General features: G+C 73.5%; 11 protein-coding genes and 1 riboswitch. Of the genes, 10 read left to right on the plus strand and 1 reads right to left on the minus strand.

From position 1 onward, the window contains the following. Positions 1-5: 5 nt before the first annotated feature. The 9 genes from CXR04_RS32865 to CXR04_RS32905 all read left to right on the plus strand — a co-directional run bounded on the left by CXR04_RS32865 (position 6) and on the right by CXR04_RS32905 (position 9,600). Positions 6-2,501, plus strand: coding sequence for a mannose-1-phosphate guanyltransferase (locus tag CXR04_RS32865; RefSeq protein WP_101425844.1), 2,496 nt, complete (start codon positions 6-8; stop codon positions 2,499-2,501). 81 nt (positions 2,502-2,582) lie between these two features. Next, positions 2,583-3,476 (plus strand): DUF881 domain-containing protein, encoded by an 894-nt coding sequence (locus CXR04_RS32870; RefSeq protein WP_199850577.1) that lies wholly within the window; start codon positions 2,583-2,585, stop codon positions 3,474-3,476. Next, complete coding sequence (locus tag CXR04_RS32875) at positions 3,473-3,805, plus strand: small basic family protein (RefSeq protein ID WP_027744874.1); 333 nt, start codon at positions 3,473-3,475, stop codon at positions 3,803-3,805. Before CXR04_RS32870 ends, CXR04_RS32875 begins: the two co-directional genes overlap by 4 nt. 440 nt (positions 3,806-4,245) lie before the next feature. Further along, on the plus strand, positions 4,246-5,091 hold the full coding sequence (locus CXR04_RS32880) for a DUF881 domain-containing protein (RefSeq protein WP_101425846.1): 846 nt from the start codon (positions 4,246-4,248) through the stop codon (positions 5,089-5,091). Between the two features lie 156 nt (positions 5,092-5,247). Beyond that, the gene (locus tag CXR04_RS32885) at positions 5,248-6,072 is read left to right on the plus strand and encodes an FHA domain-containing protein (protein ID WP_101425847.1); all 825 of its coding nucleotides are present in this window, start codon (positions 5,248-5,250) and stop codon (positions 6,070-6,072) included. A gap of 33 nt (positions 6,073-6,105) precedes the next feature. After that, positions 6,106-6,828, plus strand: coding sequence for a transcriptional regulator FtsR (ftsR, locus tag CXR04_RS32890; RefSeq protein ID WP_101425848.1), 723 nt, complete (start codon positions 6,106-6,108; stop codon positions 6,826-6,828). Positions 6,829-6,881: 53 nt separating this feature from the next. Continuing rightward, positions 6,882-7,355, plus strand: coding sequence for a bifunctional nuclease family protein (locus CXR04_RS32895; protein WP_026276413.1), 474 nt, complete (start codon positions 6,882-6,884; stop codon positions 7,353-7,355). A gap of 210 nt (positions 7,356-7,565) precedes the next feature. Then, positions 7,566-8,114, plus strand: a complete 549-nt coding sequence (locus CXR04_RS32900) for a MerR family transcriptional regulator (protein ID WP_101426724.1) — start codon at positions 7,566-7,568, stop codon at positions 8,112-8,114. A gap of 115 nt (positions 8,115-8,229) precedes the next feature. Then, positions 8,230-9,600 (plus strand): DNA polymerase IV, encoded by a 1,371-nt coding sequence (locus CXR04_RS32905; protein ID WP_101425849.1) that lies wholly within the window; start codon positions 8,230-8,232, stop codon positions 9,598-9,600. A gap of 31 nt (positions 9,601-9,631) precedes the next feature. On the opposite strand, the gene CXR04_RS32910 is transcribed toward CXR04_RS32905, so the two are convergent. Further along, entirely contained in the window at positions 9,632-10,036 is a 405-nt protein-coding gene (locus tag CXR04_RS32910; protein ID WP_101425850.1) for a PRC-barrel domain-containing protein, read from the minus strand. Positions 10,037-10,176: 140 nt separating this feature from the next. Further along, a riboswitch (glycine riboswitch) is annotated at positions 10,177-10,273 on the plus strand. Positions 10,274-10,451: 178 nt separating this feature from the next. Here CXR04_RS32910 and gcvP point away from each other — a divergent pair. Continuing rightward, positions 10,452-13,349 (plus strand): aminomethyl-transferring glycine dehydrogenase, encoded by a 2,898-nt coding sequence (gcvP, locus tag CXR04_RS32915; RefSeq protein WP_101425851.1) that lies wholly within the window; start codon positions 10,452-10,454, stop codon positions 13,347-13,349. The last annotated feature ends 101 nt before the right edge of the window (positions 13,350-13,450 follow it).

Consider the following 13,450-nt stretch of genomic DNA (forward strand, 5'->3'; position numbering starts at 1 on the left):
CCGATATGAAGGCCGTCGTGATGGCTGGGGGCGAAGGCACCCGCCTGCGCCCCATGACCGCGAGCATGCCCAAGCCCCTGCTGCCGGTGGTGAACCGGCCGATCATGGAGCACGTCCTGCGGCTGCTCAAACGCCACGGGCTGACGGAGACGGTGGTGACCGTCCAGTTCCTCGCCTCCCTGGTGCGGAACTACTTCGGGGACGGCGAGGAGCTCGGCATGGAGCTCACGTACGCGAACGAGGACCGTCCGCTGGGCACCGCGGGCAGCGTGAAGAACGCCGAGGAGGCCCTGAAGGACGACTCGTTCCTCGTCATCTCCGGCGACGCGCTCACCGACTTCGACCTCACCGACCTGATCGCGTTCCACCGCGAGAAGGGCGCGCTGGTCACCGTCTGCCTCACCCGGGTCCCCAACCCGCTGGAGTTCGGCATCACCATCGTCGACGAGGAGGGCAAGGTCGAGCGGTTCCTGGAGAAGCCCACCTGGGGCCAGGTCTTCTCCGACACCGTGAACACCGGCATCTACGTGATGGAGCCCGAGGTCTTCGACTACGTCGAGGCCGACACCTCCGTCGACTGGTCGGGCGACGTCTTCCCGCAGTTGATGAAGGACGGCAAGCCCATCTACGGCTACGTGGCGGAGGGCTACTGGGAGGACGTCGGCACCCACGAGAGCTACGTCAAGGCCCAGGCCGACGTGCTGGAGGGCAGGGTCGACCTCGATCTCGACGGCTTCGAGATCTCACCCGGCGTCTGGGTCGCCGAGGGCGCCGAGGTGCACCCAGAGGCCGTCCTGCGCGGCCCGCTCTACATCGGCGACTACGCCAAGGTCGAGCAGGGCGCCGAGGTCCGCGAGCACTCGGTCCTCGGCTCCAACGTCGTCGTCAAGCAGGGCGCGTTCCTGCACCGCACCGTCATCCACGACAACGTCTACATCGGTGGCCACACCAACCTCCGCGGCTGTGTCATCGGCAAGAACACCGACGTCATGCGCGCCGCGCGGATCGAGGACGGCGCCGTCATCGGCGACGAGTGCCTGATCGGCGAAGAATCGATCATCCAGGGCAATGTGCGGGTCTACCCCTTCAAGACCATCGAAGCGGGCGCCTTCGTCAACACCTCGGTGATCTGGGAGTCGCGCGGCCAGGCCCACCTCTTCGGCGCCCGCGGCGTCTCCGGCATCCTCAACGTCGAGATCACCCCCGAACTCGCCGTCCGGCTGGCCGGGGCGTACGCGACCACGCTGAAGAAGGGCTCCAGCGTCACCACCGCCCGCGACCACTCCCGCGGCGCCCGGGCGCTCAAGCGCGCGGTGATCTCCGCGCTCCAGGCCAGCGCCATAGACGTACGGGACCTGGAGAACGTGCCGCTGCCCGTGGCCCGGCAGCAGACCGCGCGCGGCAGCGCCGGCGGCATCATGATCCGCACCACCCCGGGCGTACAGGATTCCGTCGACATCATGTTCCTCGACGAGCGCGGCGCCGACCTCTCGCAGGCCGCGCAGCGCAAGCTCGACCGCGTCTACGCCCGCCAGGAGTACCGCCGCGCGTTCCCCGGCGAGATCGGCGACCTGAGCTTCCCCGCCAGCGTCTTCGACTCCTACACCGGCTCACTGCTGCGCGCCGTGGACACCGGCGGCATCGCCGAGGCCGGCCTCAAGGTCGTCGTGGACGCCTCGCACGGCAGCGCCGGCCTGGTGCTCCCGAGCCTCCTCGGCCGCCTCGGCGTGGACGCCCTCACCATCAACCCGGGCCTGGACGAATCCCGTCCGACCGAGACGCCGCAGTCGCGCCGCGCCGGCCTCGTCCGCCTCGGCGAGATCGTGTCCTCGGCGCGGGCCGCCTTCGGCGTGCGCTTCGACCCGGTCGGCGAGCGCATCTCGCTGGTCGACGAGAAGGGCCGGATCGTCGAGGACGACCGGGCGCTGCTCGTCATGCTCGACCTGGTCGCGGCGGAGCGGCGCAGCGGCCGGGTGGCGATGCCGGTGACCACGACGCGTATCGCCGAGCAGGTGGCCGCGTACCACGGCACACAGGTGGAGTGGACGACGACTTCGCCCGACGACCTGGCCCGGGTGGCGCGGATGGACGACACCGTCTTCGGGGGCGACGGCCGCGGCGGCTTCATCGTCCCGGAGTTCTCCTCCGTCTTCGACGGTGCGGCCGCCTTCGCCCGGCTCACCGGCCTGGTCGCACGCACCCAGCTCACCCTCAGCCAGATCGACGCCCGCATCCCGCAGGCGTACGTGCTCTGCCGCGACCTCGCCACGCCGTGGGCCGTCAAGGGCATGGTCATGCGCCGGGTGGTGGAAGCCGCGGGCTCCCGCGACGTCGACACCACCGACGGCGTACGGGTCGTGGAGGCCGACGGCCGCTGGGTGCTCGTGCTGCCGGACCGCGCCGAGGCGGTCACACACCTCTGGGCCGAGGGACCCGACCAGGCGTCCGCCGAAGCCCTGCTCGACGAGTGGGCGGCGGTCGTCGACGGGAGCGGCGACTGACGCGGGCACAGCGGAGCGAGAGTTCACCCAACCCAGGGGTCGCGGCACCATAAGGGCTCCCGGCGTGCAACGATGTCCGGCATGCCGCAGCAGCCCCCCGAACGGAGCAGCGCACCGGCACGCCCCCGTCCGGACGCCTCCATGTCGCTGCTGACCCGGCTGATGGATCACAGCCTGGACGACGGGTACGCCGAGGCCGCCGCGCGCCACGGCGCCCGCCCGCGCGGCGAGCGGCTTCCGCAGCGCCTGCGCGGGCGGGCCTGGCTCGCCGCCGGCCTGGTGCTGACCGCGCTCGTCCTCACCGTCGGCGCCGCCGAGGCGCGGATCGAGGCACCCGACCTCGCCCGCGAGCGCGAGGAACTGATCGAGCGGGTCGAGGACAGGACCGCCGCGGCGGACGACCTCGACCGCACGGTCGAGCAACTGCACGGCGAGGTGGCCGACCGGCAGCGCGAGGCGCTGGAGGAGGACGGCAGCGACCAGGCGGCGCTGCTCGCGCTGCTGGCCGGCGCCGCCGAGGCCCGGGGTCCTGGCGTACGCCTCGTGGTGGACGACGCCGCCGATGCGGGCACCGGCGCGGCCGGCGGCCCGCGCAGCTCCACGAGCTTCGCCGACGACGGCCGGGTACGCGACCGCGACCTGCAGCGCATCGTCAACGGCCTCTGGCTCGCCGGCGCCGAGGCCGTCTCCGTCAACGGCCGCCGGCTCACCGCCCTGTCCGCGATCCGCGCGGCCGGCGACGCCATCCTCGTCGACAACCGCCCGCTGGCGCCGCCGTACACGGTGCTCGCCATCGGCGACGGCGAACGCCTCCTGGAGCGCTTCCGGGAGAACGCCGACGGCCACTACCTGGACGTGCTCCAGGACAACTACGGCATCAGGGCCGGGATCTCCGCACGCGACGACCTCCGGCTGCCCGCCGCCACCGGCCTGTCCCTACGCCACGCAGAACCGAAGGAGAACAACCCCTCGTGATCGCCGTACTGGGCCTTGTCGCGGGCATCGTCATGGGCCTCGTGGTCCAGCCCGTGGTGCCGGCGGGCCTGGAGCCGTACCTGCCCATCGCCGTCGTCGCCGCGCTCGACGCGGTCTTCGGAGCGCTGCGGGCCATGCTCGACGGGATCTTCGACGACAAGGTCTTCGTGGTGTCGTTCCTGTCGAACGTCGTCGTGGCCGCGCTGATCGTCTTCCTCGGCGACAAGCTGGGCGTCGGCGCGCAGCTCTCCACGGGCGTGGTGGTCGTCCTCGGGATCCGGATCTTCTCCAACGCCGCCGCCATCCGGCGGCACGTCTTCCAGGCGTGATGCCCGTGTCCGACGAGACTCCGCCGAACTCCCCGCGCCCGGGCGACCCGCCCGCCGCGTACCCGCAGGGCACGCCGGGCGTACCGCCGACACCGCCCACAGCGCCTACACCGTCCACACCGCCGCGCCCGCCCGCGCCCCGGCACCAGCCGCCGCGGCACGCCTCGCGCGAGCACCCGCCGCCGCGCCACTCCCGCGACCAGCCGCCGCAGCCGCCGCGCCACGCCTCCCGCGAGCAGCCGCCGCGCAAGCCGCCGCAGCAGCGGCCGGAGCCGTCACAGCAGCGGCCCGAGGGGTCGCAGCCGCCCGCCCAGCGGCCGACCCGGAAGCCCCCGGGGCCGCAGCCTCCTGGGCCGCAGCCTCCGGGCCAGCGGCAGCCTCCCGGCCAGCAGCGCCCCTCCGGGCAGCCGCGTCCTCCGGTGCCGCAGCAGCGTCCGCCCATGCAGCGGCGGCCCTCCGCGCCGCAGCTCCCCGGCCCTGCCTCTCCTCCCGAGCGCACGGCGCCCGCTGAGCGCTCCGCGCCCCCCGAGCCGCCCGCCCCGCCCGCCCCGCCCGCGCCCGAGCTCGGCGCAGGACGGCGCCGCCTGGTCGACGCCGTGTGGCCGCTCCGGCTGACCCGCTCGCAACTGATCGTCGCCCTGCTGCTGTTCATCCTCGGCCTGGGCCTGGCCATCCAGGTCCGCTCCACCGGCGAGTCCAGCGCGCTGCGCGGCGCCCGGCAGGAGGACCTCGTACGGATCCTCGACGAGTTGGACGACCGCACCCAGCGGTTGGAGGACGAGCGCGAGCGGCTGGAGGACCAGAAGGCGGAGCTGGAGAACAGCTCCGACCAGGCGGAGGAGGCGCGCCGCCAGACCGAGGCCAAGGAGCGCCAGCTCGGCGTGCTGGCCGGCACGGTTGCCGCCGAGGGCCCCGGCATCGAGATCACCGTCCGTGGCCCCGAGGGCGCCGTCGAGGCGGACATGCTGCTGGACACCATCCAGGAGCTGCGCGCTGCCGGTGCGGAGGCGATCCAGATCAACGGCGTGCGCGTGGTCGCGGGTACGCACTTCGCCGACGCCGGCGAGAGTGACGTGGCCATCGACGGCCGCCGGGTCTCCCAGCCGTACGTCTTCCGCGTGATCGGCCGGGCCGAGGATCTGGAGCCCGCGCTGAACATCCCCGGTGGGGTGGTTCAGACCATGGAGGAGGAGCAGGCTACGGTGTCCATCGAGCCCCGGGATACGGTCCTCGTGGACGCCTTGCGGCGGGAGAAGCGGCCTGACTACGCTCGGTCGTCGTCGTGACCTCAAGGTTACGGGGGGTCGACGCATCGGCTGCGGTCGCGTAAGGGAAACTGTCCGGGGGTTGTGGACGTTCAGTGAATGTCCGGTGCCGCTGATGCGCGTGTCGAGTGACCTGCTCGTACACGGGCCTGTCCGACGGTCAAGGGGAAATCGCCCGTGAAGTTGTTCGCTAAGTTGTTCGGGAGGGGCTCGGCGGATCGGCCGGGCCGGCACCGCGCCGCGTCCCAGGGCGGCGAGGCCGGCGAGCGCGCCTTGTACCGGGATCAGGCGCCTCCGCCGCCCGGCGACATTTCGGGTGGTCAGGGCGAGTCTTATGTTGACCCTGCCGCATCGGGCCGCATAGGTTTCGGGGAACCATCAACCTCAAGTGCGGGTGGAGGGTTCGCCCCCGGCTCGCATCCGCCCGACGCCGCTGCGGGCGCTCCGCAGCAGGAGGCACAGTCCATGGACCTGCCGGTATGCAACAGGTGCGGGGCCCGGAACGCCCAGGCGAGCCGGTTCTGCTCCAACTGCGGCGCCCCGCTGCGGGCCGGTGTGGCCGAGCGTCCCTCGGAGACCACCACCACGATCTCCATCTCGGGCATCGAGGCATACGAGGCCGAGGTCGCCAGCGGCGGGCAGACGCTGCCGCCGCTGTCGCCCGAGGCGCAGGCGGCCGTCGACGCGCTGCCGCCCGGCTCCGCGCTGCTCGTCGTCCGCCGCGGCCCCAACTCCGGGGCCCGCTTCCTGCTGGACAGCGAGCTGACCACCGTCGGGCGCCACCCGCAGAGCGACATCTTCCTGGACGACGTCACGGTCTCCCGGCGGCACGTGGAGTTCCGCCGGACCCCTGACGGCCGGTTCTCGGTCGCCGACGTCGGCAGCCTCAACGGCACGTACGTCAACCGCGAGCGGATCGACGAGTTCGAGCTGACCAGCGGGGACGAGGTGCAGATCGGAAAGTTCCGGCTGGTGTTCTTCGCCAGTCGGCGCACCGCCTGACGGCGGGGAGCACACGACCACGGGACGGAAGCGATGGGCGACACCCCGAGGGGCGGCACCGCCGCTCCGGAAGCGGACCGGCCGGACCGACGCCGGGCGCGCGACCGGCAGTTGAGCATCGGGGGCGTCCTCGCCGTGCTCCGCGAGGAGTTTCCCGAGGTCACCATCTCCAAGATCCGCTTCCTGGAGTCGGAGGGCCTGGTGGAGCCGCAGCGCTCGCCGGGCGGCTATCGCAAGTTCGGCACCGCGGACGTCGAGCGGCTGGCCCGGATCCTGCGTATGCAGCGGGATCACTACCTGCCGCTCAAGGTCATCCGTGAGCAGTTGGACGCCGACCCCGTGGCCGGCGCCGGGACCGGGGCCTCCGCCGTCGCGGAGGCCCCGCACGATCCCCGTGTCGACCGGGAGACGCTGCTGCGCACCGCCGCCGTCGGCGAGGACGAGCTGGCGTCCTGGGAAGAATTCGGTCTCGTCGCCCCGGACGCCGACGGGCTCTACGACGCGGACGCGGCCGCCGTCGCCCGTCTCGTGGCCGAGCTGGGCAGCTACGGGCTGCAGGCGCGCCACCTGCGCGGCCTCAAGGCCGCCGCGGACCGCGAGGCCGGCCTCGTCGAACAGGTCATCGGCCCGCTCCGGCAGCACCGCAGCCCGCAGACGCGGGCCCACGCGGAATCCACCGCCGAACGGCTGATCGAGCTGTCCGCGCGGCTGCACACGACCCTCGTACGGTCCTCACTGCGGGTCGCCGGCAACTGACCGGTCCCGTGCTCGACTACCCAAAACCGCCGGGGTCGGCCTAGGGTTGCTGTGTGAACGAGCTCGACGTTGTGGGTGTCCGGGTGGAAATGCCCTCGAACCAACCGATCGTTCTCCTGCGTGAAGTGGGCGGCGACCGGTACCTTCCCATCTGGATCGGTCCTGGGGAGGCGACGGCGATCGCCTTCGCGCAGCAGGGCATGACCCCCGCGCGCCCGCTGACCCATGACCTGTTCAAGAACGTGCTGGACGCGGTCGGCCAGGAGCTGTCCGAGGTCCGGATCACCGACCTGCGGGAGGGCGTGTTCTACGCCGAGCTGGTGTTCTCCGGCGGCGCCGAGGTGAGCGCCCGCCCCTCCGACGCCATCGCGCTCGCGCTGCGCACCGGCACGCCGATCTACGGCAGCGAGGGCGTGCTCAACGACGCGGGGATCTCGATCCCGGACGAGCAGGAGGACGAGGTGGAGAAGTTCCGCGAGTTCCTCGACCAGATCACGCCCGAGGACTTCGGTACGAATCCCCAGTGAGAGCCGCCCCCCGGTAGCCCGCCCGGGCCTACCGTGCGGGCGCCGTCGGCAAACCACCCGTAGGGTGATGAGCACCCGGCGTGCCCCGTGTGGCGTTCGTTGACGCGCCCGGGGCGACTGCCTACCGTCGGGAGGCAGGTCAGGGAGCGGGAGGTCGGCGTGGTGGTCACGGGCGGCGGGAGATCGGCTGGCGGGGGCGGAGCTGTTCCGCTGTACGGGCACGGCGTGGAGCCCGCGAGGCGGCCACGGGCCGCGTCCGCGGACGCGGAGGAGGTCGGCTACCGGGGACCGGCGGCGTGTGCCGCGGCCGGCATCACGTACCGCCAGCTCGACTACTGGGCCCGTACGGGCCTCGTCGAGCCGAGCGTCCGCCCCGCGAACGGCTCGGGCGCCCAGCGGCTCTACGGCTCCCACGACGTCGTCGTACTCAAGATCGTCAAGCGGCTGCTGGGCGCCGGGGTCTCGCTGCAGAGCATCAGGACGGCCGTCCGCCACCTGCGCGCGACCGATCCGGCCGAGCTGCGGCGGATGACCCTCATCAGCGACGGCGCCACGGTCTACGAGTGCACGTCCCCCGACGAGGTCGTCGAGCTGCTCCAGGGCGGCCAGGGGATCTTCGGCATCGCCGTCGGCGTGGTCTGGAGCGACGTGCAGGCGGCCCTCGTGCAGTTGCACGCGGAGCGCGTCGACACCGGCGAGACGCTGGTCGGGCACAACGCCGCCGACGAGCTGGCGCGCCGCCGCAGCCGCGCCGGCTGACGCCCTCCGGCAGGCCGGCCGGTGGCCGCCCCGCGCCCCGGTCCGTACGACGCCGTCACGGCCGTCTGACGGCCGCTGCGGGGCCGATGTCGTACCCATGGGGGACCATCACCGTGTGAGAAGCGCGCCGTCAGTCCTGCACCTGGACATGGACGCGTTCTACGCCGCCGTGGAGCAGGCCGCCAAGCCGAGCCTCAAGGGCAAGGCCGTGATCGTCGGCGGCCTCGGCCCCCGCGGCGTGGTGGCCACCGCGTCGTACGAGGCGCGGGTCTTCGGGGTGCACTCGGCGATGGCCATGGGCATGGCCCGCCGGCTCTGCCCGAACGCCGCGTTCCTCATCCCCCGCTTCCGGCTCTACCAGCAGGTCAGCGGCCAGGTCATGGCGCTGCTCGGGGAGCTGTCGCCACTGGTGGAGCCGCTGAGCCTGGACGAGGCGTTCGTCGACCTCGAAGCCGGCGGCACGCCCGCGGAGGAGACGGCGCTACGGAGCGTGGCGCGCCGGCTCCGCGCCGACATCCGCGCCGCCACGGGCCTCACCGGGTCCGTCGGGCTCGCCGCGTCCAAGATGCTCGCCAAGGTCGCCTCCGAGCTGGCCAAGCCGGACGGGCTCGTCCTGGTACCGCCGGGCGGCGAGCGGGCGCTGCTGGGGCCGATGAACGTGCGGACGCTGCCGGGCGTCGGCCCGGCCACGGCGGACACGCTGCGCCGGGCCGGGATCACCACGGTCGGGGAGGTCACGGACGCCGGCGAGGACGAGATGGTGCGGCTGCTGGGCAAGGCGCACGGCACCGGGATCCACGTGATGGCGCTGGGGCTGGACGAGCGGCCGGTGGTGGCGGACCGGGACACCAAGTCCGTCTCCGTCGAGGACACCTTCGACGTCGACCTCACCGACCGGGTCCGGATCCGCACCGAGGTCGAGCGGCTGGCGCGGCGGTGCGTGACGCGGTTGCGCGGCGCCGGGCGCTCCGGCCGCACGGTGGTCCTCAAGGTCCGGCGGTACGACTTCTCCACCCTCACCCGCTCCGAGACCCTGCGCGGGCCCACCGACGACCCGGCCGTGGTCACCGAGGCGGCGCTGCGGCTGCTGGACGGCGTGGAGACGACCGCGGGCGTGCGGCTGCTGGGCGTCGGCGTGAGCGGGCTCGCGGACTTCACGCAGGAGGACCTGTTCGCGCAGGCGGGCCAGGCGCCGGAGGTGCAGCACGGGCCGGTGGACGCCGACGGCCCGGTGGCGCTGCCGCCGCCCGGGCCGCCCCCGCCGCCCGCCGCGCCGGAGCCGGAGCCGGCCGCGCCGCAGTGGCTGCCGGGGCTGGACGTGCGGCACGCGGAGCACGGCCCCGGCTGGGTGCAGGGCAGCGGCGTCGGCCGGGTCACGGTGCGGTTCGAAGTGCCGGGCTCGGCGCCCGGGCGGGTGCGTACGTTCGCCGCGGACGACCCGGCGCTGGAGCCGGCGGACCCGCTGCCGCTGGTGCCGGTCGGCTGACGTCGGGGGGCTGGTGCCCGGCGGTGGCCTGTCAGTCGTCGGAGCCGGCGACCTCGCCGAAGTCCCGGTCCTGTGGCGGCCGCTGCTGCGGATGGGTGTTGGCGACCTCCGGCGGCAGCGTCATGCCGTAGTGGTGGTAGAGCTGGAGCTCCTGCGCGGGGGAGAGGTGCCGGCCTACGCCGAAGTCCGGCGCGTCCTTGATCAGCTCCCGTTCGAACGGCACCCGCAGCCCCTCGTCCGCCAGCTCGCTCGGCCCCAGCGGCACGAACGCGTCCCGGTGGAACAGGCCCGTGCGCACCGCCGCCCACTGCGGGGCGCCGGTGGCGTCGTCGAGGTACACCTCGTCGACGGTCCCGAGCTTGTCGCCGTTGCTGTCGTACGCGCGCACGCCGATCAGGCTCCGGGGGTCGATGTCGGTCTGCACGGTGCCTCCCACGTCTCGTCACAGCTCCGCTGCCTCCACGTAACGGCACAAGAGGCCCCGCGGCCACTCGGCGGGCGCCGCCCGGGCGCACGTGAGCGCACGCCCCGCGCCGGGATGCGCGGGGCGTGCGCTGGTACGCTGATCGTGGCCGCAGACCCCGTGCGGGAGAGTCCTCCGCCCGCCAGCCGGAGGCGCCGAAGGAGCAACTCCTCCCCGGAATCTCTCAGGCCCCCGTACCGCACGGACGAGGTCACTCTGGAAAGCAGGGCGGGCCGCCGCGCGGCCCTTCCTCACCGACGGTGCAAGCCGGGCCGCGCCCAGTCAGGGCGTGCCGGTGAAGCTCTCAGGTCCGGATGACAGAGGGGGAGGCCGTACGGGTGCCCGGCCCAGGGGTATCCGCGAAGGTCCGCGCGACCAGGAGGCCCCTTTGTCCGAGACGAACGCCCACCGCATCCCGCTTTCCGACTTGGAGCGCGGCACGCCCTTCGAGCAGCGCCACATAGGACCGGACGCGGGCGACCGGGCCAAGATGCTCGCCCAGGCCGGCTACGGCTCGCTGGACGAGCTGACGGAGGCCGCCGTACCCGGCTCGATCAAGGGCACCGGCGCGTTCGCGTTGCCCGCGGCCCGCTCCGAGGCCGAGGTGCTGGCCGAGCTGCGCGGCCTGGCGGCGCGCAACGAGGTGCTCACCTCCATGATCGGCCTCGGCTACCACGGCACCCACACGCCGCCCGTCATCCTGCGCAACGTCATGGAGAACCCCGCCTGGTACACGGCGTACACCCCGTACCAGCCGGAGATCTCCCAGGGCCGTCTGGAGGCGCTGCTCAACTTCCAGACCGTCGTCTCCGACCTCACCGGGCTGCCCACCGCCGGCGCCTCGCTGCTCGACGAGGGCACCGCCGCCGCCGAGGCGATGGCCCTGTCCCGGCGCGTCGGCAAGGTCAAGGACGGCGTCTTCCTGGTCGACGCCGATACCCTGCCGCAGACCGTCGCCGTGCTGCGCACCCGCGCGGAGCCGACCGGCGTCGAGGTCGTCGTCGCCGACCTCAGCGGCGGCATCCCCGCGGAGGCCGCGGAGCGCGGCGTCTTCGGCGTGCTGCTGCAGTACCCGGGCGCCTCCGGTGCCGTACGGGACCTCGCGCCCGTCATCGAGCGGGCGCACGAGCTGGGCGCCGTCGTCACCGTCGCCGCCGACCTCCTGGCGCTCACCCTGCTGACCTCGCCCGCGGAGCTCGGCGCCGACATCGCGGTCGGCTCCAGCCAGCGATTCGGGGTCCCGATGGGCTTCGGCGGGCCGCACGCCGGCTACATGTCCGTACGCGAGAAGTTCGCGCGCAGCCTGCCGGGCCGGCTCGTGGGCGTCTCCAAGGACGCGGACGGCGCGCAGGCGTACCGGCTGGCCCTCCAGACGCGCGAGCAGCACATCCGCCGCGAGAAGGCCACCAGCAACATCTGTACCGCGCAGGTGCTGCTCGCGGTGATGGCGTCGATGTACGCCGTCTACCACGGCCCCGAGGGCCTGGCGGCGATCGCCCGGCGCACCCACCGCTTCGCCGCGATCCTCGCCGCGGGCCTGCGGGCGGGCGGCGCCGACGTGGTGCACGACGCGTTCTTCGACACCGTCACCGTCCGCGTCCCCGGCCGGGCCGCCGAGGTGACCGCCCGCGCCCGCAACGCCGGCGTCAACCTCCGCCTCGCCGATGCCGACCACGTCGGCATCTCCTGCGACGAGACCACCGTCCGCGACCACCTCGCCGTCGTCTGGGACGCCTTCGGCGTCACCGGCCGGGACGTCGGTGAGCTGGACGCCGCCACCGCCGACGCGCTGCCCGCCGGGCTGCTGCGCACCGACGAGTACCTGACCCACCCGGTCTTCCACCGGCACCGCTCCGAGACCGCCCTGCTGCGCTACCTGCGCACGCTCGCCGACCGGGACTACGCGCTGGACCGCGGCATGATCCCGCTCGGCTCCTGCACGATGAAGCTCAACGCGACCGCCGAGATGGAGGCCGTCACCTGGCCCGAGTTCGCCGGGCTGCACCCCTTCGCGCCCGCCGACCAGGCCGCGGGCTATCTGACCCTCATCCGCGAGCTGGAGGAGGGCCTGGCCGCCGTCACCGGCTACGACAAGGTCTCCCTGCAGCCCAACGCGGGGTCGCAGGGCGAGCTGGCGGGCCTGCTGGCCGTACGGGCGTACCACCGCGCCAACGGCGACGAGCGCCGCACCGTCTGCCTCATCCCGTCCTCCGCGCACGGCACCAACGCCGCCTCCGCGGTGATGGCCGGCATGAAGGTCGTGGTCGTGAAGACCGCGGAGAACGGCGAGGTCGACGCGGACGACCTGCGCGCGAGGATCGAGCAGTACGGCGACGAGCTGGCCGTGCTCATGGTCACCTACCCCTCCACGCACGGCGTGTTCGAGGAGCACATCACGGAGATCTGCGACGCCGTGCACGCCGCCGGCGGCCAGGTGTACGTGGACGGGGCCAACCTCAACGCGCTCGTCGGCCTCGCGGGCCCCGGAAAGTTCGGCGGCGACGTCTCGCACCTGAACCTGCACAAGACGTTCTGCATCCCGCACGGCGGCGGCGGCCCCGGCGTCGGCCCGGTCGCGGTCCGCGAGCACCTGGCCCCGTACCTGCCGAACCACCCGCTGCAGCCCGCCGCGGGCCCCGAGACGGGCGTGGGCCCGGTCTCGGCGGCGCCGTGGGGCTCGGCCGGGATCCTGCCGATCTCATGGGCGTACATGAAGCTCATGGGCGAGGACGGGCTGCGCCGCGCCAGCCAGGTCGCGGTGCTGGGCGCCAACTACGTGGCCAAGCGGCTGGAGCCGCACTTCCCGGTGCTGTACGCGGGTCCCGGCGGGCTCGTCGCGCACGAGTGCATCATCGACGTACGGCCGCTGACCAAGGCGACCGGCGTGTCGATCGACGACGTCGCCAAGCGGCTGATCGACTACGGCTTCCACGCCCCGACGATGTCGTTCCCGGTGGCCGGGACGTTGATGATCGAGCCGACCGAGAGCGAGAACCTGAGCGAACTCGACCGGTTCTGCGAGGCGATGATCGCGATCCGGCGGGAGATCGAGCGGGTCGGCACGGGGGAGTGGGACAAGGACGACAACCCGCTGGTCGGCGCGCCGCACACCGCGGCGCAGCTCGCGGGGGAGTGGCAGCACCCGTACGGGCGTGAGGAGGCCGTCTTCCCGGCCGGGGTGACGCCCGCGGACAAGTACTGGCCCCCGGTGCGCCGGATCGACGGCGCCTACGGCGACCGGAACCTGGTGTGCTCGTGCCCCCCGTTGGACGAATACGACGCCTGACGTACGCCCGCGCGCGTACCGCACCCGGCCCGGCGCCCCCGCGCCGGGCCGGCGGCGTGCGAGGCGGGCGCGCGGCCGCGGGGACCGCCCGGCGGGCGGCG

The organism is Streptomyces sp. CMB-StM0423 (genome assembly GCF_002847285.1).
GTDB lineage: Bacteria > Actinomycetota > Actinomycetes > Streptomycetales > Streptomycetaceae > Streptomyces.